A 19,062-nucleotide genomic window follows, 5' to 3' on the forward strand; every position below is an offset into this window, starting at 1 on the left:
TGTCGTCGGCTAACACCTGGCTGCGTGCTGCACCGAGCGCTTTACCGTCGCAATGAGGTCCACCGGGTCCGTCATGCCGGACTTGATCCGGCATCCAGCGCGCGCAAGTCCTTGCGCGCAAAAGTGCGGAACGTTGACCGTCGAGGCAGCTGAAACGAGAAAAGGCCGGGACGAGCCCGGCCTTCCAGATATTCCGCAGAGTTCGTGAAGCGATTAGCGCTTCGAGAACTGGAACGAACGGCGGGCCTTTGCCTTGCCGTACTTCTTGCGTTCGACGACGCGCGAGTCGCGGGTCAGGAAGCCGCCCTTCTTCAGGACCGGGCGCAGGCCCGGCTCGAAGTAGGTGAGCGCCTTGGACAGACCGTGACGGACGGCACCGGCCTGGCCGGAGAGACCGCCGCCGGCAACGGTGGCGACGATGTCGAACTGGCCTTCGCGGGCAGCAGCGACGATCGGCTGCTGCAGGATCATCTGCAGGACCGGACGGGCGAAATAGGCTTCGAACGACTTGCCGTTGACGGTGATCTTGCCGGAGCCCGGCTTGAGCCATACGCGGGCGACGGCGTCCTTGCGCTTGCCGGTGGCGTAGGAGCGGCCCTGGGCGTCAACCTTCTTGACGTGAACCGGGGCGGAGGAAGCCGGAGCGGCAGCAGCCGTACCCAGATCCTTCAGGGAAGAGAGGTCAGCCATTATCAGGCGCTCCTTACGTTCTTGCTGTTCAGCTTGGCGACGTCGAGGACGGTCGGCTGCTGTGCTTCATGCGGATGGTTGGCACCGGCGTAGACGCGCAGGTTCTTCATCTGGCGACGGCCGAGCGGGCCGCGCGGAACCATGCGTTCGACTGCCTTCTCGATGACGCGCTCCGGGAAGCGGCCTTCGATGATCTGGCGCGCGGTGCGCTCCTTGATGCCGCCCGGGTAGCCGGTGTGCCAGTAGTACTTCTTGTCGGAGTACTTCTTGCCGGTCAGAGCGACCTTCTCGGCGTTGATGACGATGACGTTGTCGCCGTCGTCGACGTGGGGGGTGTAGGTAGCCTTATGCTTGCCGCGCAGGTGGTTTGCGATGATGGAAGCGAGACGACCGACAACGAGGCCTTCGGCGTCGATGAGGATCCACTTCTTTTCCACCTCGGCGGGCTTCTGAGAGAAGGTTGCCATGGTAAAACTCTTTTCGTTTGGACCCGAGGCGCCAGGCGCCCGGGGCGTTTCTTGTTGCTTGGTTTGGCAGGCGTAAGCCGGCCAAAAACGAAAGCGGCCCGAACGGACCGCGATCTGTGCCGGCTTATAAGGGAGGGCTTTCAGGGCGTCAAGCGACGTGTTTCGAGCGGCGAGAATAAAAACGCTGTAAAATCAATTATTTGTTTTTGTGGTGGTATAATACCACAATTTATCGCGGCGGAATCGAATAGGTCGCAGTCGCATGGGCGACCAGATCGCCTTCCGTCCCCGCCGAGATCGACGCTTCGATCACGGCCAGCCGCTTGCCGAGTTTCAGAAGCCGGCAGTCGCAGGTCAGCGGGCCGGGCTGTGGCTTTCGCAGGAAGTTGATGTTGAGGTTGGTCGTCACCGCCAGCGCCACCGGTCCGACATGCGCCAGCACCGTACAATAGGCGGTCACGTCGGCAAGGGCGAACATGGTCGGCCCGGAAACGGTGCCGCCGGGGCGCAGATGTTTTTCCGAAGGCGCCAGCCGCATGGCGACGGTGCCGGGCGCGACGGCGGTCACCTCGAACACCTTGCCGTCGGTATGAATCTCGGGGAAATCGGTCTCCAAAAACCGGTTCAGCTCTTCGACGGTCATGACCGGGATATGTTCGTTCGCCATCGTGATCTCATCCGTCCTCCGCCACGGCAAATGTGATAGAGCCGAAAGGCTTGGCAGTGCAATTGCCGGAAAGTCTAAGGTCGCGCATGGTGCGGCCACAGTCTTGAAACTGGCCTGCGGCGCGCGTACCACGAGGCGGACGAAGACAAGATTCCGGAATGCAGATGAAACAGGATGGGAGTGTCGCCATGGCTGATGTGGTCCAGTTGCACAAATCCGAGGGCAACAGCTTGCTGTCGGAGGAGCGCCATGACGCGGTCCTGCGCCTGACGCTTGCCAATCCGCCGGCAAATGCTCTCTCGATTGCCCTGATGGAGGCCCTTTCAGGCGCGCTGGACAAGGCTGCGACCGACGATGGCATTCGCGTGGTGGTGCTGGCGGCGACAGGCAGCCTCTTCTCCGCCGGCCACGATCTGAAGGAAATGACGGCGCATCGCGCGGATGCCGACGGCGGCCGGGCCTTCTTCGAAAAGACGATGCGCATGTGCGCCGACCTGATGCTGAAGATCGCCGGGCTGCCGCAGCCGGTGATCGCCGAAATCGACGGGCTGGCCACGGCGGCCGGTTGCCAGCTTGTGGCAACGGCCGATCTGGCGATCTGCACCGACACATCCACCTTCTGCACGCCCGGCGTCAATATCGGCCTTTTCTGCTCGACCCCGATGGTGGCGGTGACACGCGCGGCCCATCCCAAGCAGGCGATGGAGATGCTTTTGACCGGGGAGACGATCGACGCGTCGACCGCAAAGGATTTCGGTCTCGTCAATCGCATCGTGCCGAAACAGTATCTGCGCCAGGTGGTCGACAAATATGCGGCTGTCATCGCCTCGAAGTCGCCCGAGGCGCTGCGGATCGGCAAAGCCGCCTACCGCGCTCAGGCCGGTTTGCCCTTGCCCGAGGCCTACGACAAGGCCATTTCCATCATGGTCGACAACATGCTGCGCGACGACGCCCGGGAAGGCATCGGCGCGTTTCTGGAAAAGCGGATGCCGGACTGGAAGGTGACCTGACTACCCGTAGCGGTACCGGCAGGCGGCAATTTCGATTTGCTGGTTCGCTTCGGAGCAGGTGATACGATAGACGAGCCGGTGCTCCTGCGTGATCCGGCGTGACCAGAACCCTTTCAGTTCGCCGCTTAGCGGTTCTGGCTTGCCAAGGCCGGAGAACGGCGTTCGTTGGCACTCGCGGATCAATACGAGGAGCTTTCCAAGCGTCTTTCGATCGTGTTCGTGAGGTCTTCCCATCCCCGCGTCGAAAAGCAGGGCTTCACCGGCGCGCGGCCGCCACAAGCACGTCCATGGTCCGGGGCGTTCCCCTGTCGTAATCGAGCTCCTTCACCGATTGTAGAAGCCGGTCGCGGTTTGCCGGACTGGCGAGCAGGTGCATCGTTTCTTTCCAGCTCTCGAAATCGGCGAGCGACATCACGACCATGGGTTCGCGGTTCTGTCGGGTGACGATCAGTTCGTCGTGGTCGTTTTCGATCTGGTCGAAGTGCTTGGCGATGTTGGCGCGCAGCTCGGAAAGGCTGACGATTTTCATGTCGCGGATCCTGTACGTATCTTTGTACATGCAGGGATTGGGTTCCAGGTGCAACGACTAGCCCAGCCGCAGCACCAGCACGCCGGCGGCGATCGTCGCTCCGGCAATGTAGCGCCAGATGCTCGCCTTTTCCTTCAGGAAGACGACGGAGATGATGAGGGCGAAGAGGATCGCGGTCTCGCGTAGTGCTGCGACCGTCGCCACCGGCGCCTTCGTCATCGCCCAGAGCGCCAGGCCGTAGGAGGCGATCGACCCGCCGCCGCCGATCAGCCCGCGTTTCCAGTTCCGCCGGACATGGTTCGTCACGACGTCGAGCCCGCGCTTCCAGATTGCCCACGAAAACAGAAGCACCGGCGGCAGGAGCGCCATCCACAGCGTATAGGAGATCGCGTTGCCGGAGGCGCGCGCGCCCGCGCCGTCGACGAAGGTGTAGCAGGCGATGACGCAGGCATTGGCCAGCGCCAGGATGAAGGCATGCTTTCCGCCGTGACGGCTTTCGAAGGCCAGCGTCAGCACCCCGCCGCAGATGATGAGGATTCCTGTCATCGCGCCGGGGGAGAGATGTTCGCCGAGCACGAAGCCGCTGGTCGAGGCGACGATCAGCGGGGCAGCACCGCGCATCAGCGGGTAGACGAGGCCGATGTCGCCGGCCCGGTATGCCGCAGCAACCAGCTGGAAATAGGCGAACTGGAAGACTGCCGAAACGGCGATGAAGGGCCAGGAGGCCGGGGCCGGCAGCGGAACGAAGGGCAGGAAGGCAAGGCCGAAGACGCCAGCGCCGAGGGCGATCATCGCCGCATCCAGCGACTTGTCGGTACCAGCCTTGACCATCGCATTCCAGGTCGCATGGAGCGCCGCGCCGAGCAGCACAAGCGCAATCACGTCTATCGGCACGGAAGAACCTCGGTCTGTTCGGTTGGGGCTGGAAAGGCGACGGGCGGCAGACACTTCATCTGCCGAAACGGACGCATTTGCAACGGAGTGCGCAGCCGATGCCGCAGAAAAAATGCCCACCTCTCCGCACCGGGACGGGCTGGTGCGCGTGGTTGCGCCGCACGGTCGCAATCGTGGCGGAAATAACGTATCATGTACGGACGAAACGGATCGGGAGTGCGGGCACGGGGCGCCTCGCCGTCACGATAGCCCCGGGAGGCTTCGATGAACCACGATCATTACGCAAGCGGCTACACCCGCAAGATCTTGCGCTCGGTGCACACGATCGCCGTCGTCGGTGCCTCGCCCAACCGGTCGCGCCCAAGCCACAGTGCCATGGATTTCCTGATCGCCAAGGGGTACCGCGTGATACCGGTCAACCCCGGGCATGCCGGCAAGGAAATCCTCGGCCAGACGGTGGTGGCGCACCTGTGCGACATCGAGGAGCCCGTCGACATGGTCGACGTCTTCCGCGCTCCCTCGCAACTTTCCGCGGTGGTGGACGAGGTGCTTGCGCTTGATCGTCGCCCGGCGGTGATATGGGGCGAGTTTGGCGTTCGCGACGATGCGGCGGCCGAAAAGGCGGAGGCTGCCGGCCTGCAGGTGGTGATGGATCGTTCGCCGGTCGCCGAGTTTCCGGCGCGGACGCGCGTCGCAGCGATGTCCGCCTGACCCGACGTCAATCGCGTATTGACAAGTCCGCCTGCCGTTCCATGTTGCTGTCAGCATGACGGAGGCCGGATGAATCACGACAGCTACGCCGACTACTACCTGGCCGATATCCTGCGTGACATGCGCGTGATTGCGCTGGTCGGCGCCTCACCCAATCCGGAGCGCCCCAGCAACCGCGTCATGGCCTTCCTTCTGCGCAAGGGCTATCGGGTGATTCCCGTCAATCCGGGCCAGGCCGGCAAGGAGATTCACGGCCAGCTGGTCCATGCGCGCCTTGCGGATATTTCCGAGCCGATCGACATGGTGGACGTCTTCCGGGCCGCGAGCGCGCTGCCCGCCCTCGTCGATGAAGTGCTGGCCTTGAACCCGCTGCCGAAGGTCATCTGGGGGCAGTTGTCCGTTCGCGACGACCGTGCTGCCGAACGCGCGGAGGCTGCCGGCATCAAGGTGGTCATGGACCGCTGCCCGGCCATCGAATATCCCCGGCTGATCGGCTGATCGGCTGACGCTGCGGCGGAGCGGCCAACGTAAATCGCTCGAGGCTCGCTCCGGTGCGTGCGGGTTGTGGATGTGGAGCGGAAAGCTGTTTCCGGTTGCGGCCCACATTCGACAAATTCTTTCTTTGACCGCCATTGATTGCTCTGGAATAGTGCCGGTCCGGACGCCCGGGTTGCTGGCCAAGTATGCTCCGGGCGCTGGCTAAGGTTTTGAAAAAGGCGCGTTTTACCGGTGGAGGATCGCGCCATACGGGAGGTTTACATGACGAAGAACAAGCCGGGCTTCTCGACGCTCGCAATCCATGCAGGTGCAGCACCAGATCCCACGACCGGTGCACGTGCGACGCCGATCTACCAGACCACGAGCTTCGTCTTCAACGATACCGATCATGCCGCCTCGCTCTTCGGCCTGCAGGCGTTCGGCAATATCTATACGCGCATCATGAACCCGACGCAGGCGGTTCTGGAGGAGCGCGTCGCCGCGCTCGAGGGCGGCACTGCAGCGCTCGCCGTCGCATCCGGCCATGCCGCGCAACTGCTGGTCTTCCACACGCTGATGCGTCCGGGTGACAATTTCGTCGCCGCCCGCAAGCTCTATGGCGGCTCCATCAACCAGTTCGGCCATTCCTTCGCAAACTTCGACTGGCACGTGCGCTGGGCCGATACCGACAAGCTCGAGACCTTCGAGAGCCAGATCGACGAACGGACGAAGGCGATCTTCATCGAGAGCCTCGCAAATCCGGGCGGCACCTTCGTCGATATCGCGGCGATTGCCGAAATCGCTCACAGGCATGGCCTGCCGCTGGTGGTCGACAACACCATGGCGACGCCGTATCTCGTCCGCCCGTTCGAACACGGGGCCGACATCGTCGTTCATTCGCTGACCAAGTTCCTCGGCGGCCACGGTAATTCGATGGGCGGCATCATAGTCGATGGCGGCACCTTCGACTGGTCGACTTCGGGTAAGTATCCGGCCCTTTCCGAACCGCGCCCAGAATATGCCGGCATCGTGCTGCACCAGACCTTCGGCAATTTCGCGTTTGCCATCGCCTGCCGCGTGCTCGGCCTGCGCGATCTCGGCCCGGCGATCTCGCCCTTCAACGCCTTCCAGATCATCACCGGCATTGAGACGCTGCCGCTGCGCATGCAGCGCCACTGCGACAACGCGCTGGCCGTGGCGAAATGGTTGAAGACGAACGACAAGGTCTCCTGGGTCAACTATTCCGGCCTTGAGAGCGACCCCAACCACGCCCTGCAGAAGCGCTACGCGCCGAACGGCGCCGGCGCCGTCTTCACCTTCGGTCTGAAGGGCGGCTACGACGCGGGCAAGCGCTTCGTCGAGGGGCTGGAGATGATCTCGCATCTCGCCAATATCGGTGATACCCGCTCCCTTGTGATCCATCCGGCCTCCACCACCCACCGCCAGCTCTCGCCGGAACAGCAGACGGCAGCCGGCGCCGGCCCCGATGTCGTCCGCTTGTCGATCGGCATCGAGGACGCGGCCGACATCATCGCGGATATCGAGCAGGCCCTGGCGAAGGCCTGATGCAATTCGCCAATAACGTCGGCATTTGAGGCGATCCATCTCGTTATGCCGACGCTCTGGACGCAGCCGGAGATCGTTGGCGTCCTTACCCCGACAAGCGTCGTCTTGTCGGGGTATCCACCTGCCAGCGAAGGCTTCCGGGGTATGGCCGCCGTCGTCCGGTTTCAAGGTGCGAACGAACGGTTCATTCAGCCTCCGTTCTCCGAACAGCCCATCCAGCGGGTTGATCGAGGTGACCATTGACAGCGATTTAATATCCGTTATTCTGGATATATGGATAGCATCACAGCAATCGCGGCGCTCGCCGCACTCGCCCAGTCCACGAGACTCGAGACGTTCCGGCTTCTCGTCCGGCACGAGCCCGAAGGCGTGCCTGCCGGCGAACTCGCCCGGCTTCTCGACGTTCCGCAGAACACGATGTCCGCGCATCTTGCGACGCTGTCGCGCTCGGGCCTCGTGACAAGCGAGCGGCACAGCCGCTCGATCATCTACCGGGCGGACCTCCAGGGATTGCGCGAGCTGACGCTCTTCCTTTTGAAGGACTGTTGCGGCGGCTCGACCGAACTCTGTGCGCCCCTGATCGCTGAACTCACGCCTTGCTGTGCGCCCGAGGTAAAGCCGTCATGAGCGAGATCCGGCTGGAGCCAGTCCCGGGTAGCGATGTCGGACTGAAGCTGGCGCTGTCGATTTCCGGTCTGCCGACGGAAGACCTCGAGTTTCCGGGGCGCACGTTTTTCAGGGCGGTTTCCTCCGACGGCGGCACGGTTGGCTACGCGGGCATGGAGGGATGCGGCGACGCGGTCCTGATCAGGTCGATGGTCATCCTACCCGAACATCGCCGCAAGGCATTCGGCAGATCGCTGACGAGGGAAACGCTGAAAGCCGTCACGGACGGCGCGGCAGTCTTTCTGGCGACGACGACCGCAGTCGCGTTCTTCAAAAAGCTCGGCTTTGTCGTGGTCGAGCGAGGCGATGTCCCACCTGCCGTTCTCGCAACCCGGCAGCTTTCAGCCATCTGTCCGGCATCGGCCACCATCATGAAGCTCAGCAGACCTCCGATCTAACCACGGACCACGACCATGATCGACAAGACCTACAACGAGCTCTTCTTGTGCACGGGCAACTCCGCTCGCTCCATTCTCGCCGAATCCATCCGCACCAAGGAAGGCGGCGGACGGTTCAAAGCCTATTCGGCAGGCAGCCAGCCGAAGGGCGAAGTCAATCCTCACGCGCTGAAGGAACTGAAGGCCCTTGGCTATCCGGCCGAAGGTTTCTCCTCCAAGAGCTGGGACGTCTTTGCCAAGCCCGGCGCGCCCGAAATGGATTTCATCTTCACCGTCTGTGACAGCGCGCACGGCGAGGCCTGCCCGGTCTGGATCGGGCATCCGATGACGGCGCACTGGGGTGTCGAAGATCCCGCCGCCGTTACCGGCTCGGAAGTGGAAATCCAGCGGGCCTTCGCCCAAACCGCGCGCTTCCTGAAGAACCGCATCATGGTCTTCTTGAGCCTTCCGCTGGCTTCGATCGACCGCCTGGCGCTCGAAACGAAGCTCCGCCAGATCGGCACTATGGAAGGCTCGACGACAAGCCAGGGGAAGTCCGCCTGATGTCCGCGTTTGAACGCTACCTGACCATCTGGGTCTTTCTCTGCATCGTCGTCGGCGTCGCCCTCGGCCATTTGATGCCCGGTGTTTTCCAGCTCATCGGCGCGGCCGAGATCGCGAAGGTCAACTTGCCCGTCGCCATCCTGATCTGGCTGATGATCATCCCGATGCTCGTCAGGATCGATTTCCGCTCGCTTTCGCAGGTGAGCACCTATTGGCGTGGCATCGGCGTCACCCTGTTCATCAACTGGGCGGTCAAGCCGTTTTCCATGGCGCTGCTCGGATGGCTGTTCATCGGATGGCTGTTTCGTCCCTATCTGCCTGCCGACCAGATCGACTCCTACATCGCGGGCCTGATCATCCTTGCGGCTGCACCCTGTACCGCGATGGTGTTCGTCTGGAGCAACCTGACGCGCGGCGAGCCGCTGTTCACGCTGTCGCAGGTCGCCCTCAACGATGCGATCATGGTCGTCGCCTTCGCGCCGATCGTCGGGCTGCTGCTCGGGCTGTCGGCGATCACCGTGCCGTGGGACACGCTCGTTCTGTCGGTCGTCCTCTACATCGTCGTCCCCGTCATCATCGCGCAGGTCCTGAGAAGGCGCCTGACCGCCGACGGGACGACGAAGGCGCTGGACGCCATGCTTGCGAAACTGCAGCCGCTTTCGCTTGTGGCGCTGCTGGCGACGCTCATCCTCCTCTTCGGCTTCCAGGGCGAGCAGATCATCGCGCAGCCGACGATCATCGCGTTGCTGGCGGTTCCTATCCTGATCCAGGTCTATTTCAACTCGGGGCTCGCCTATCTCCTGAACCGGATGTCGGGCGAGCGCCATTGCGTCGCCGGGCCCTCGGCACTGATCGGCGCCAGCAACTTCTTCGAACTCGCGGTCGCGGCTGCCATCAGCCTGTTCGGCTTCCAGTCCGGCGCAGCACTGGCGACGGTCGTGGGCGTGCTCATCGAGGTTCCCGTGATGCTCACGGTCGTCTGGGCCGTGAACCGCACCAAGGGCTGGTACGAGGCGGCCCCCGCCGTCTCCCGGAACACCATCACCGAAAGGACATGACAATGGACGTCACCATCTATCACAACCCCGCCTGCGGCACGTCCCGCAACACGCTGGAAATGATCCGCGCCGCCGGGATCGAGCCGACCGTGATCGAGTATCTTGCTACTCCGCCCTCGCGCGGGGAGCTGGCGAAGATGATCGCCGATGCGGGATTGTCCGTCCGGCAGGCGATCCGCGAGAAGGGGACGCCATATGCGGATCTGGGCCTCGACGATCCGAAGCTGACCGACGAGCAGTTGCTCGACGCGATGCTGAAGGACCCGATCCTCATCAACCGTCCGTTCGTCGTCACGCCGCTCGGCACCAGACTCGCGCGCCCCTCGGAGGTTGTACTCGCCATCCTGCCCGATGCCTTCAAGGGCGCCTTCTTCAAGGAGGACGGCGAGCAGGTCCTCGATCAGGAGGGCAAGCGGATTGTCTGAGACCTTCCCCGCCTTGCAGGAGCGGCATCTTCGCCAGCCTGAACTCGACGCGTTGCGCCCAGCCTTTTCGACGCACAAGCCGCGCATCCTGATCCTCCACGGCTCGCTTCGGGAGGTGTCCTACAGCCGGCTGCTCGCGCACGAAGCCAGACGTCTTCTGGAGCGTCTGGGGTGCGAGGTGCGGATGTTCGACCCGAGAGGATTGCCGCTGCCCGACGAAGCTCCCGCCAGCCATCCGAAAGTGCAGGAGCTGCGCGAGCTATCGCAATGGTCTGAAGGCCAGGTGTGGGTCAGCCCCGAGCGGCACGGTGCGATGACGGGTATCATGAAGGCCCAGATCGACTGGATTCCCCTGTCGCTCGGATCAATCCGCCCGACGCAGGGAAAGACGCTGGCCGTCATGGAGGTCTCCGGCGGCAGCCAGTCCTTCAACGCTTTGAACCAGATGCGCGTGCTCGGCCGCTGGATGCGGATGATCACGATCCCCAACCAGTCGTCCGTCGCCAAGGCCTACCAGGAATTTGATGCCGACGGCAGGATGAAGCCCTCTTCCTACTATGACCGCGTCGTGGACGTCTGCGAGGAACTGGTGAAGTTCACGCTGCTGACGAGGGACGCCTCGGCCCACCTGACAGACCGCTACAGCGAGCGAAAGGAACAGGCGGCCGAACTGGAAAAGCGGGTTCACCTCAAGTCGATCTGACGAGAAATGCTGTCAGCCGTGCCGCCAAACTTTTACGGCTGACAGCAACAAGATCACGGCCAGCGCGGGGAGAAGGACCGAATTCAGGACAATGCCGAGTAGCAATCCACCAACAAACGTCCCTACGACCGATCCCGCGGCCATTATGAGGACGAACACCCTGTTGCGCCCCAGAACCGAAAAGCTTTGGTCGCGGCTGTAGCGGGTAAAGCCTAGGAGCATGGTGGGAAGGCTCACCGCCAGTGAAAGGCTACCGGCGAGCTTGATGTCCGCGCCGAAGAGCAGAACAAGCGTCGGAATGAGCAACTCGCCCCCCGGCGACGCCCAATAGCGACGCAACGATGCCGATCACGAGGCCGGCGGATATTCCGCCGACAATCTGCCAGTTTCCGGTCAGAAGCGATTGCCCCGCCGACGTGCCATGGCCAAGCACCAGCACGACGGCGATCGCGACAAGAAGAACGGATATCACCCTGTAGAGCGTCTTAGATTTCAACCGTGTCGCCCATCCTGCGCCGAACCAGGCACCGATTAGGCTTCCTGCTAGAAGGTTCAGTATGATTGGCCAATTCGATGCGATCTGGGTGAAAGGGATCGTGCCGGCTCGAAACGGCAGGGGGGAAGACACGACGACAGGGCTCATTGCCTTGTTCAGGATCACTGCCTCAAGAGCCACGAAATTGAATGCGCCGATGAGCAGCGGCAGACGGAATTCCGCGCCGCCAAGCCCGATCAACCCGCCGAGTGTGCCGATGATGGCTCCGCCGCCGAAACCGGCCAGGTGACTGCGTGACGTCGTGGATTTGATCGGAGTGTTCACGGAGGCTTGGCTTTCATGACGGTGATCCGCGCACTCTTCTGTACGCTCTTCCATCATCAGGCAACGCGGTCGCGACGCACCAATGAGGCGACCGCGACGAACGCCACGATTCCGAGCGTACCCAGCGCGGCGATGACGAAAAGCGAAATGGTTGGCCCGAACTGGTTCATCGCGGCCGCGAACGCAAACGGGGCGGCCGCGCCAGTCGCCAACCTTGCCGCAGCCATCTTGCCCGTGATCGCGCCGTAGCCAGCGGACCCGAAGAGATAGAGCGGCAGGCTCCCCTGAGCGATGCTGTTGATCCCTGACCCGAGGCCAAGGCAGACCGCGAAGGCCACCGCACCAGGCAACCAATCACCCGACAACCCTAGTATCACCGCACCGAGGACCATGAGCGCTGCGGAGACAATCGCAAGCGCGGGCGGAGACAGGCTCTTTCCGAAGACCATGTTGATCAGGCGGCTCATGACCTGCGCCGGACCGAACAAGGAGCCGATCACCACCGCCGCACTGCCAAGGCCGATCGCGCCCAGCATCGGCACCATGTGGGCAAGGATCGCGGCGAGAGTGAAGCCCGAAAGAGCGAAGGCAAAGGAGACCAGCAGCATGCCGCGCCGGCGCGCCTGCGGCTCGAGAGCGCCGATGACGACCTCGCGGCCTCTTGTCTCGTCCGGCTTGGAAGCGACCCTTCCGGTTCGCATGATCCAGTAGTGCAATGGCATGCAGACGAGAAGGTTCAGCGCGGCGAACACCAGATAGATTTCCCGCCAGGACAGATACCCGGTCAGGCTCGCGGCGATCGGCCAGAAGATGGTGGAGGCAAAGCCGCCGATCAGCGTCAGAAAGGTGATGCTGCGCGAGGCCGTCCGGGGTTCGCTTTCGACCAGCGTGGCGAAGGCTGCCTGGTACTGGACCATCCCGGATGACACCTCCAGCAGGACGATCGCAAGGGCGAAGAGGGCTACGGACGGCGACCACGCACACATCGCGAGGGTGAACGCCGCCAGGGCCGATCCCAGCGTCATCACCGTCGCCGCGCCGATCCTGTCCATATGCCTGCCGATGAATGGAGCGGACAGGCCGCCGATGAACAGCGAGACGGAGAAGACGGCGAAGACCCGCTCCAGGCTGATGCCCAGGTCCTTGGCCATGCCGGGCGCCAGGATGCTGAAGGAATAGTAGAGGGTGCCGTAGCCGATGATCTGCGTGACACCGAGGGCGGAGACAATTCCCGCCGGAACCTTGGTCGTATGCAACACGGTTTCCTCAGGCCACCTATGCGTCGCTCGGGCAGCAACCCGCGGATCGCTCGACCGCGCCCCGGATGCCGGGATGTCCCGCGCAGCAATCCTCCATCAGGAACGTCACGAGGTCGGCCAGTGTGTCGTAGCTTGCGCTGTAGACGATGGAGCGTGACTCCCGCCGCTGGCAAATGAGTCCGGAGCGTTCGAGTTCCTTGAGGTGGAACGAAACGTTCGACGGAGAGACGCCCATGCGTTCCGCAATAGCACCAGCAGCCAGCCCTTCAGGACCGGCGACGACCAGGGTCCTTACGATGGCGAGCCGGGTTTCCTGGGATAGCGCGGCGAAGGAAGCGAGGGCCTGATGATCATCCATATTGCAATAATCCTATAAATATTGAAATGAAGGATAGGTGCAGAACGGCAGGATGGCAAGTGCCGTTTGGACAAAACCGTCATCTCGCGCGGATGTCCGCCCCTTCCTCGACCGAGGTCGAGGCTGCTCAGTTCTCCGCGCTCGATTGTGGGGCTGATCCGTGACAACGCGATGGGACCTGACGGGGTCTCACAGGCAGCCCGTGCCAGGGTACAGAAAATGTCAGGCCCGTCCGGCGACGCTTGTCGAATCGTGCAGCGAATTCGATACTGCTCTGCGCGGATCGCGGATGGACCTGGGAAATTGCGCCTGGCGCGCATCGCGATCTCACGGCGCGGCGGTTGCTGCCGAACCTTACCAATGGCGGCGCCCGCGGGCGCAAACTTCCAACAGGGTGGGATATGACAAAAGCCCTTCGTTTCGACTTCGCAGCCATCGCCCCGGAAATCGGCCGGCCGGCGGAGGATCGCCTGATTTCCGGCGATCCTCAGTTTCGCACCTGGAATCTGGAGGAGGCCGAAGGTGGGATCTATTGCGGCGTCTGGGAGGCGACGCCGGGCAGGTGGCGGATCGTCTATGACGAGTGGGAATATTTCAACATTCTCTCCGGCCATTCGATCGTCACCTCGGACGAAGGAGAGGTGTTTGATCTGAAGGCCGGCGACCGGCTCGTCCTCAGGCCCGGCTTCAAGGGAACCTGGGAAGTCGTTGAAACGACTCGCAAGGACTATGTGATCCGGCTCTGAGCCAGCGCGTTTCAGAAGCCTCGTCTTCTCACCATTCCAGATCCAGGCGCTCCAGCCCGTGGAAATGGTAGACGTCCTTCACAACAGGTGTCCCGGCAAGCCGCATGCCCGCCAGTCGCCTGAACAGGATCGGCAGGACGATGTTGAGCTCCAGGCGCGCCAGCGGCGCCCCGATGCAGAAGTGGATGCCGGCGCCGAACGAAAGGTTCGGGCCTTCGTCGCGATCCGGCCGGAAGGCGAGGGGATCGCTGAACTTCTTCGGGTCGAGGTTGGCGGCCGCAAGGATCAGTGCGACCTTGTCGCCGCGCTTGAACGAAAGGCCGTCGAAATTGATGTCGTCTAGCGCATAGCGCTGGAAGATGTGGACCGGCGCACAGATGCGCAGACATTCCTCCACCGTCCGTTCGATCGCCTTCTCGTCGGAAAACATCGTCTCGGCCGGGATTCTGCTGTCCAGGATCACGCGCACGGCGTTGCCGATCTGGTGCACGGTCGCCTCGTGGCCGGCATTCAAGAGCACGATCGTCGTCGAGATCAGCTCGTCATCGCTCAGCAGCTGCCCCTTGTGCTCCGTGTGGATCATGTGGGTCAGAAGGTCGTCGCGGGGTTCTGCGCGGCGTTCGGCGATGATCGAGCGCACGTAGTCGGCGAATTCGGCGGCCGCCTTGTCGGCGGCATGCTCGTCGGCTTCGGTCCGCCCGAACATGTACATGCGCACATAGGCGTGGCTCCATTTCAGGAGTTGCGGCCCCATGTCGTCGGGAATGCCGATCATCCGCGCGATCATCGTCACCGGCACGATATCGGCGAGCGCCGACAGCAACTCCACCTGTCCGTCCTTCTCGAAGCCGTCGATCAGCCGGTCGGTCAGTTCGGTGATCTCCGGCCGCAGGCGATCGATCTGGCGTGAGACGAAGGCGCGGTTGACGAGCGTGCGCAGCCGCGTGTGCTCCGGCGGTTCGATCTCCAGCAGCGACCAGGCTTCCGCGGCGTCGAAATGCTTCAGATGCGGCAGCGGTGCGGGCATGCCAAGCTCCTCGCGGCTGACCACGTGCAGGATCTGCCGGCCGAAGCGGCGGTCGCGCAAAAGCGCGTTCACCTGGTCGTAGCCGGTGAAATACCATTGCTTCTGCTGTTCCCAGTAGAAGGTGGGCGCGTGGGCGTGCAGCTCCGCATAGACCGGATTCGGATCGCTATAGAAGGCGGGATCGCGGGCATCGAGAGAGACGCGCCGGGCGGCGGCGTCGATGGACAAAAATGGGAAATGCTGGCTCATGCGGCCAGACCTATTCGATTTCGCCGAAGGTGAAAAGTGCAGCTTGAATTGACTCACCTATAGGTGGAGCGTATCCTGTTTGTGTATCTATGGATTGCATGAGGCGGTGCCGTGGAGATAACGTCCCGCGAATACAAGGTCGGTCTGCAGGCGGGTCGCTTCGGCGCGATCGGCGAAACGTCGACGGCGGCAGTCGCGGAGTGCTGGCGAGATCTGGCGCAGATTCTCCAGGAGGGCGGACTGCCGGTGCAGGGTGCGGCAAAGACCACGGATCCGGCCAAGCAACGAAACCTTCACTTTCTCGATACCAGGGATCTGGATCTCTTCGGCGGACGGGGGCTGTTGTTTCGCCTGCGCCGGCCGATCGCGAGCAAGGGTGACTGGTCGGCGACGCTGAAATTCCGTCACGGAGACAGGCTGCTGGCCGATGCGGAAGATTTCCGGCCATCGGGCAAGGGCGAACTGAAATTCGAGGAGGACGTGAAACCGGTTCCGGGCGCGATGGGCGCCTCGTTCTGGGCGCTGTTCAGCCGCTCCGCGCAGGCGAAGGTCAAGAGCGCAGACGACTTGCGCACGCTCGGCGATTGCCTGGCTCTGTTCGACGATATCGGTGACTTGAACCTCCCGAGCCTTGAAACGGAAGTACTCGCGGTCGGCGGCAACATGATCGTGGAACACGTATTCGAAGGCTTGAGCATCGTGTTTTCCGATACTGTTACGGCACCGTGTGCGTTGATCCTGTGGTGGCGCGACGGCGAGCCGAAGATGCCGGTCGCCGCGGAATTCAGCTTCCGTTTCGAACTGGAGGAGGGGAGGACAAATCCGAAGGTCGCGCGAGGCGCATGGCGCGCGCTGAGGGACGTCGCTGCAAGCCCATGGGGCGACCCGCTCGGCGCAACGAAGACCGGCTTCATCTATGGGTGATGCGTGTGCCGTGCCTGCCAGCCTGCCAGCCTGTCAGACGGCGTCGATGCGGCACGCGGGCGCTCCCCGCTGCTACGCCTGCATCGCCGTTCGCGAACCGCGCCTCACTCTCCGATCGCAACGCCTTCCCGCCGCGGATCGGCACTGCCCTTCAACCCGTCTGCGGTGATCTCGATGGCCTGCAGTCCGGAGTTCATGTCGCCGATCTTCACCTCGTAGCCGAGCGCCTTCAGCGGATCGGCAAGCTTTTCCGCTTGCGTCCCGGCCTCGATCTCGAAGGTGCCGAAGCGGTTGAGAAGGTGCGGCATGGCGACGATCTGGCTGACGTCCTTGCCCCAGTCGATATAGGCGATCAGCGCCTGGGTGACGTAGCCGATGATCTGGCTGCCACCCGGCGAGCCGATCGCAAGCAGCGGCTTGCCGTCCTTCATCACGATCGTCGGTGACATGGAGGATCGTGGCCGCTTGCCGGGCTCGACGCGGTTTGCGATCGGCACGCCGTTGTCGTGCGTCTCGAAGGAGAAGTCGGTGAGCTCGTTGTTGAGCAGAAAGCCGTTCGTCATCAGCCGCGAGCCGAAGCCGTTCTCGATCGTCGTCGTCATCGACACGACGTTGCCGTCGCGGTCGACGATGACGAAGTGGCTGGTGGAGGGAAGTTCCAGCGCCTTGTCGCGGCCGAACAGGAGCGCGTGGTCCCATTCCGGTTCGCCCGCCTTCACCGCATCATCGGCAAGCGCCTTGTCGCCGTCCAGTAGCGCTGCGCGCTTGCCGAGGTAGTCTTTCTCCATCAGCCCCTTGATCGGCGCAGGCACGAAGTCGGTGTCGGCAAGGTAGCGGCCGCGATCGGCAAACGCGAGCCGCTGCGCATCGCCGATGATCCGCCAGCTCTGCGGATTGTCCGGTCCGAGCCCCTTGATGTCGAAGTTCTCGATCATGCCGAGCGTCTGGCCGACCGCGACGGCGCCGGAAGACGGCGACCCCATGCCGCAGACATCGAGCGCGCGGTAGCTGATGCAGACCGGCTGCCGCTCGCGCACCCGGTAGTCGGCCAGATCGTTCAGAACCAGTACGCCCGGATTGCCGGCGGCCATCCGTACCGTGTCGACGATCGCCTCGGCGATCCTGCCGGTGTAGAAGGCGTCCGCGCCCCGTTCTCCGATCAGCCGCAGTGTTTCGGCGTAGGCCGCGTTCTTCAGGAGCGCGCCCGCCTTGAGCGGCGCACCGGACGTGTCGAAGAAGTAGTTCCTTGTTGCCTCGTATTTCTTCAGACCGTCGCCCGCCTCGGCGATCAGCGCGGCGAGCCGTGGCGATACGGCGAAACCGGCATCGGCAAGCGCCGCGGCGGGTTCCAGCAGGCGGTTCCAGTCCTGCCGGCCCCATCGGTTGTGGGCCTCCTGCAGCAGGCGCACCGTGCCCGGCGTGCCGACCGAACGCCCGCCGATGACGGCATCCATGAACTTCAGCGGTTGCCCGTCCTTGTCCAGGAACAGCTTCGGCGTCGCCATTTGCGGTGCGGTCTCGCGGCCGTCGAGCGTGGTCAGCCGCTTCCTGCCGGCGTCGTAGTAGACGAGGAAGGCGCCGCCGCCCAGTCCGGAGGACTGCGGCTCTACCAGGCCCAGCATCGTCTGCACGACGACCGCGGCATCGATGGCGCTGCCGCCCTGCTTGAGAACCTCGGCGCCGGTGGCGGCCGCGATCGGGTTTGCGGCCGCCACCATGTAGGATTTTGCCGTCACCAGCCGGGCGGTCGACGTCGCGGTGGAAGCTTCGGGCGCCGTCGCGTCCGAGGCCTGTTGTGACCATGCGGGCGTGGCGAGCACGAGTGCCGCAAGCGCGCAGGCGAAAAGGTTCCTTTGCATAGGACCTCCCTCGAAATGGCCGCAATACTATGGCTGGCTGCGCCCGGGCTGGCAATCGGCAGGCAGGGGACGGTCGCAAAGCGATGCGGGTGAGGTGGTTTTCACCCTTCCTTTACGCTCGTGGCCCATTGCGTTGTGGATATCGGGTCCGCTGCTTCGCCGGTTAACTGCAATCTGCCATTGACCGGGCTCAAAGTTCCTGTGCGTCTTGAAGTAGGGCACTGGGACACTCTATGTAGGGAATATGAAGAATTGTTGATTCCCGGCGCTTCGCAAAGGTTTCGGGCACATTGAAAAGGGTGGATATGAGAAATCCCGTTGATACCGCACTGGGCCTCGTGCCCATGGTCGTCGAACAGACCAACCGCGGCGAGCGCTCCTACGACATCTTTTCCCGCCTGCTCAAGGAACGCATCATCTTCCTGACCGGGCCGGTGGAAGACTCGATGGCTACCCTCGTCTGCGCACAGCTTCTCTTCCTCGAGGCCGAAAACCCGAAGAAGGAGATCGCACTCTACATCAACTCCCCGGGTGGCGTCGTCACGTCCGGCATGGCGATCTACGACACCATGCAGTTCATCAAGCCGGCCGTTTCGACGCTGTGCATCGGCCAGGCCGCCTCGATGGGCTCGCTGTTGCTCGCCGCCGGCCACAAGGACATGCGCTTCGCCACGCCGAATTCGCGCATCATGGTGCACCAGCCCTCGGGCGGCTTCCAGGGCCAGGCCTCGGACATCGAGCGCCACGCCAAGGACATCATCAAGATGAAGCGCCGCCTCAACGAGGTCTATGTGAAGCATTGCGGCCGCACCTATGAAGAGGTGGAGCAGACGCTCGATCGCGACCATTTCATGAGCTCGGACGAGGCTCTGGATTGGGGCCTGATCGACAAGGTGATCACGACGCGCGAGGCGGTCGAAGGGCCGCAGGCCGGCTGATCCGAGGGCTTTGGCGGTGGATCAACTCCGTTGTGACGGAATTGTAATGGTCCAAGGGCTTTATCCGCGCGCCAAAGA

The 19,062-nt window shown here is 63.1% G+C and carries 23 protein-coding genes and 1 pseudogene; 13 read left to right on the plus strand and 11 right to left on the minus strand.

All coding sequences use genetic code 11. The features are described from left to right. Window positions 1-213 precede the first annotated feature (213 nt). The 3 genes from rpsI to HV823_RS04490 all read right to left on the minus strand — a co-directional run bounded on the left by rpsI (window position 214) and on the right by HV823_RS04490 (window position 1,824). Entirely contained in the window at window positions 214-690 is a 477-nt protein-coding gene (gene rpsI, locus HV823_RS04480; RefSeq protein WP_176948524.1) for a 30S ribosomal protein S9, read from the minus strand. A 2-nt stretch (window positions 691-692) separates the two neighbouring features. Then, window positions 693-1,157, minus strand: coding sequence for a 50S ribosomal protein L13 (gene rplM, locus HV823_RS04485; RefSeq protein WP_176948525.1), 465 nt, complete (start codon window positions 1,155-1,157; stop codon window positions 693-695). A 229-nt stretch (window positions 1,158-1,386) separates the two neighbouring features. After that, entirely contained in the window at window positions 1,387-1,824 is a 438-nt protein-coding gene (locus tag HV823_RS04490; protein ID WP_176948526.1) for a PaaI family thioesterase, read from the minus strand. A gap of 188 nt (window positions 1,825-2,012) precedes the next feature. Between HV823_RS04490 and HV823_RS04495 the strand changes: the two genes are divergently transcribed. Then, window positions 2,013-2,834: an enoyl-CoA hydratase gene (locus HV823_RS04495; protein WP_176948527.1), complete on the plus strand. Its 822-nt coding sequence runs from the start codon at window positions 2,013-2,015 to the stop codon at window positions 2,832-2,834. Here the strand turns inward: HV823_RS04495 and HV823_RS04500 are convergent, their stop codons facing one another. Genes HV823_RS04500 through HV823_RS04510 form a run of 3 tightly spaced genes read right to left on the minus strand, consistent with a single transcriptional unit; the run spans window position 2,835 to window position 4,257 of the window. Then, window positions 2,835-3,068 carry a Txe/YoeB family addiction module toxin gene (locus tag HV823_RS04500; RefSeq protein ID WP_176948528.1) on the minus strand — a complete coding sequence of 78 codons (234 nt, stop codon included), beginning with the start codon at window positions 3,066-3,068 and terminating at the stop codon, window positions 2,835-2,837. It lies immediately after the preceding gene. 22 nt (window positions 3,069-3,090) lie between these two features. Further along, window positions 3,091-3,363, minus strand: a complete 273-nt coding sequence (locus HV823_RS04505) for a type II toxin-antitoxin system Phd/YefM family antitoxin (RefSeq protein WP_176948529.1) — start codon at window positions 3,361-3,363, stop codon at window positions 3,091-3,093. 57 nt (window positions 3,364-3,420) lie between these two features. Continuing rightward, on the minus strand, window positions 3,421-4,257 hold the full coding sequence (locus HV823_RS04510; protein ID WP_176948530.1) for an EamA family transporter: 837 nt from the start codon (window positions 4,255-4,257) through the stop codon (window positions 3,421-3,423). Window positions 4,258-4,521: 264 nt separating this feature from the next. Between HV823_RS04510 and HV823_RS04515 the strand changes: the two genes are divergently transcribed. From HV823_RS04515 to arsH, 9 genes are all read left to right on the plus strand, one after another. Beyond that, window positions 4,522-4,968, plus strand: coding sequence for a CoA-binding protein (locus tag HV823_RS04515; RefSeq protein ID WP_176948531.1), 447 nt, complete (start codon window positions 4,522-4,524; stop codon window positions 4,966-4,968). 69 nt (window positions 4,969-5,037) lie between these two features. Then, a complete protein-coding gene (locus HV823_RS04520; protein WP_176948532.1) occupies window positions 5,038-5,466 on the plus strand; it encodes a CoA-binding protein in 429 nt (142 codons plus the stop codon). Window positions 5,467-5,727: 261 nt separating this feature from the next. Beyond that, window positions 5,728-7,011: an O-acetylhomoserine aminocarboxypropyltransferase gene (locus HV823_RS04525; protein WP_176948533.1), complete on the plus strand. Its 1,284-nt coding sequence runs from the start codon at window positions 5,728-5,730 to the stop codon at window positions 7,009-7,011. Between the two features lie 273 nt (window positions 7,012-7,284). Continuing rightward, window positions 7,285-7,638: an ArsR/SmtB family transcription factor gene (locus HV823_RS04530; RefSeq protein ID WP_176948534.1), complete on the plus strand. Its 354-nt coding sequence runs from the start codon at window positions 7,285-7,287 to the stop codon at window positions 7,636-7,638. Then, window positions 7,635-8,075 (plus strand): arsenic resistance N-acetyltransferase ArsN2, encoded by a 441-nt coding sequence (arsN2, locus tag HV823_RS04535; RefSeq protein WP_176948535.1) that lies wholly within the window; start codon window positions 7,635-7,637, stop codon window positions 8,073-8,075. The genes HV823_RS04530 and arsN2 overlap by 4 nt, the downstream gene beginning before the upstream one ends. A gap of 15 nt (window positions 8,076-8,090) precedes the next feature. Beyond that, window positions 8,091-8,618, plus strand: a complete 528-nt coding sequence (locus HV823_RS04540; protein WP_176948536.1) for an arsenate reductase ArsC — start codon at window positions 8,091-8,093, stop codon at window positions 8,616-8,618. After that, entirely contained in the window at window positions 8,618-9,676 is a 1,059-nt protein-coding gene (gene arsB / locus HV823_RS04545) for an ACR3 family arsenite efflux transporter (RefSeq protein ID WP_176948537.1), read from the plus strand. The genes HV823_RS04540 and arsB overlap by 1 nt, the downstream gene beginning before the upstream one ends. A 2-nt stretch (window positions 9,677-9,678) precedes the next feature. Further along, window positions 9,679-10,101: an arsenate reductase (glutaredoxin) gene (gene arsC, locus HV823_RS04550; protein ID WP_176948538.1), complete on the plus strand. Its 423-nt coding sequence runs from the start codon at window positions 9,679-9,681 to the stop codon at window positions 10,099-10,101. Beyond that, window positions 10,076-10,804 (plus strand): arsenical resistance protein ArsH, encoded by a 729-nt coding sequence (arsH, locus tag HV823_RS04555; protein ID WP_343051759.1) that lies wholly within the window; start codon window positions 10,076-10,078, stop codon window positions 10,802-10,804. The genes arsC and arsH overlap by 26 nt, the downstream gene beginning before the upstream one ends. A 12-nt stretch (window positions 10,805-10,816) precedes the next feature. On the opposite strand, the pseudogene HV823_RS04560 reads toward arsH, so the two are convergent. The 3 genes and pseudogenes from HV823_RS04560 to HV823_RS04570 all read right to left on the minus strand — a co-directional run bounded on the left by HV823_RS04560 (window position 10,817) and on the right by HV823_RS04570 (window position 13,241). Next, window positions 10,817-11,540, minus strand: a pseudogene (locus tag HV823_RS04560) (sulfite exporter TauE/SafE family protein). A gap of 140 nt (window positions 11,541-11,680) precedes the next feature. After that, window positions 11,681-12,880 (minus strand): arsenite efflux MFS transporter ArsK, encoded by a 1,200-nt coding sequence (gene arsK, locus HV823_RS04565; protein ID WP_176948540.1) that lies wholly within the window; start codon window positions 12,878-12,880, stop codon window positions 11,681-11,683. A 19-nt stretch (window positions 12,881-12,899) separates the two neighbouring features. After that, on the minus strand, window positions 12,900-13,241 hold the full coding sequence (locus tag HV823_RS04570; RefSeq protein WP_176948541.1) for an ArsR/SmtB family transcription factor: 342 nt from the start codon (window positions 13,239-13,241) through the stop codon (window positions 12,900-12,902). Window positions 13,242-13,642: 401 nt separating this feature from the next. Between HV823_RS04570 and HV823_RS04575 the strand changes: the two genes are divergently transcribed. Beyond that, window positions 13,643-13,987 (plus strand): cupin domain-containing protein, encoded by a 345-nt coding sequence (locus tag HV823_RS04575; RefSeq protein ID WP_176948542.1) that lies wholly within the window; start codon window positions 13,643-13,645, stop codon window positions 13,985-13,987. A gap of 28 nt (window positions 13,988-14,015) precedes the next feature. Here the strand turns inward: HV823_RS04575 and HV823_RS04580 are convergent, their stop codons facing one another. Next, window positions 14,016-15,263: a cytochrome P450 gene (locus HV823_RS04580; protein ID WP_176948543.1), complete on the minus strand. Its 1,248-nt coding sequence runs from the start codon at window positions 15,261-15,263 to the stop codon at window positions 14,016-14,018. A 111-nt stretch (window positions 15,264-15,374) separates the two neighbouring features. Between HV823_RS04580 and HV823_RS04585 the strand changes: the two genes are divergently transcribed. Then, window positions 15,375-16,187 carry a hypothetical protein gene (locus HV823_RS04585; RefSeq protein ID WP_176948544.1) on the plus strand — a complete coding sequence of 271 codons (813 nt, stop codon included), beginning with the start codon at window positions 15,375-15,377 and terminating at the stop codon, window positions 16,185-16,187. Window positions 16,188-16,291: 104 nt separating this feature from the next. Here HV823_RS04585 and ggt read toward each other — a convergent pair whose 3' ends face one another. Then, window positions 16,292-18,046 (minus strand): gamma-glutamyltransferase, encoded by a 1,755-nt coding sequence (gene ggt, locus HV823_RS04590; RefSeq protein ID WP_176948545.1) that lies wholly within the window; start codon window positions 18,044-18,046, stop codon window positions 16,292-16,294. 305 nt (window positions 18,047-18,351) lie between these two features. Between ggt and HV823_RS04595 the strand changes: the two genes are divergently transcribed. Then, window positions 18,352-18,984: an ATP-dependent Clp protease proteolytic subunit gene (locus HV823_RS04595; RefSeq protein WP_176948546.1), complete on the plus strand. Its 633-nt coding sequence runs from the start codon at window positions 18,352-18,354 to the stop codon at window positions 18,982-18,984. Window positions 18,985-19,062 lie beyond the last annotated feature (78 nt).

The organism is Mycoplana rhizolycopersici, assembly GCF_013378445.1.
In the GTDB taxonomy this organism is placed as follows: domain Bacteria; phylum Pseudomonadota; class Alphaproteobacteria; order Rhizobiales; family Rhizobiaceae; genus Mycoplana; species Mycoplana rhizolycopersici.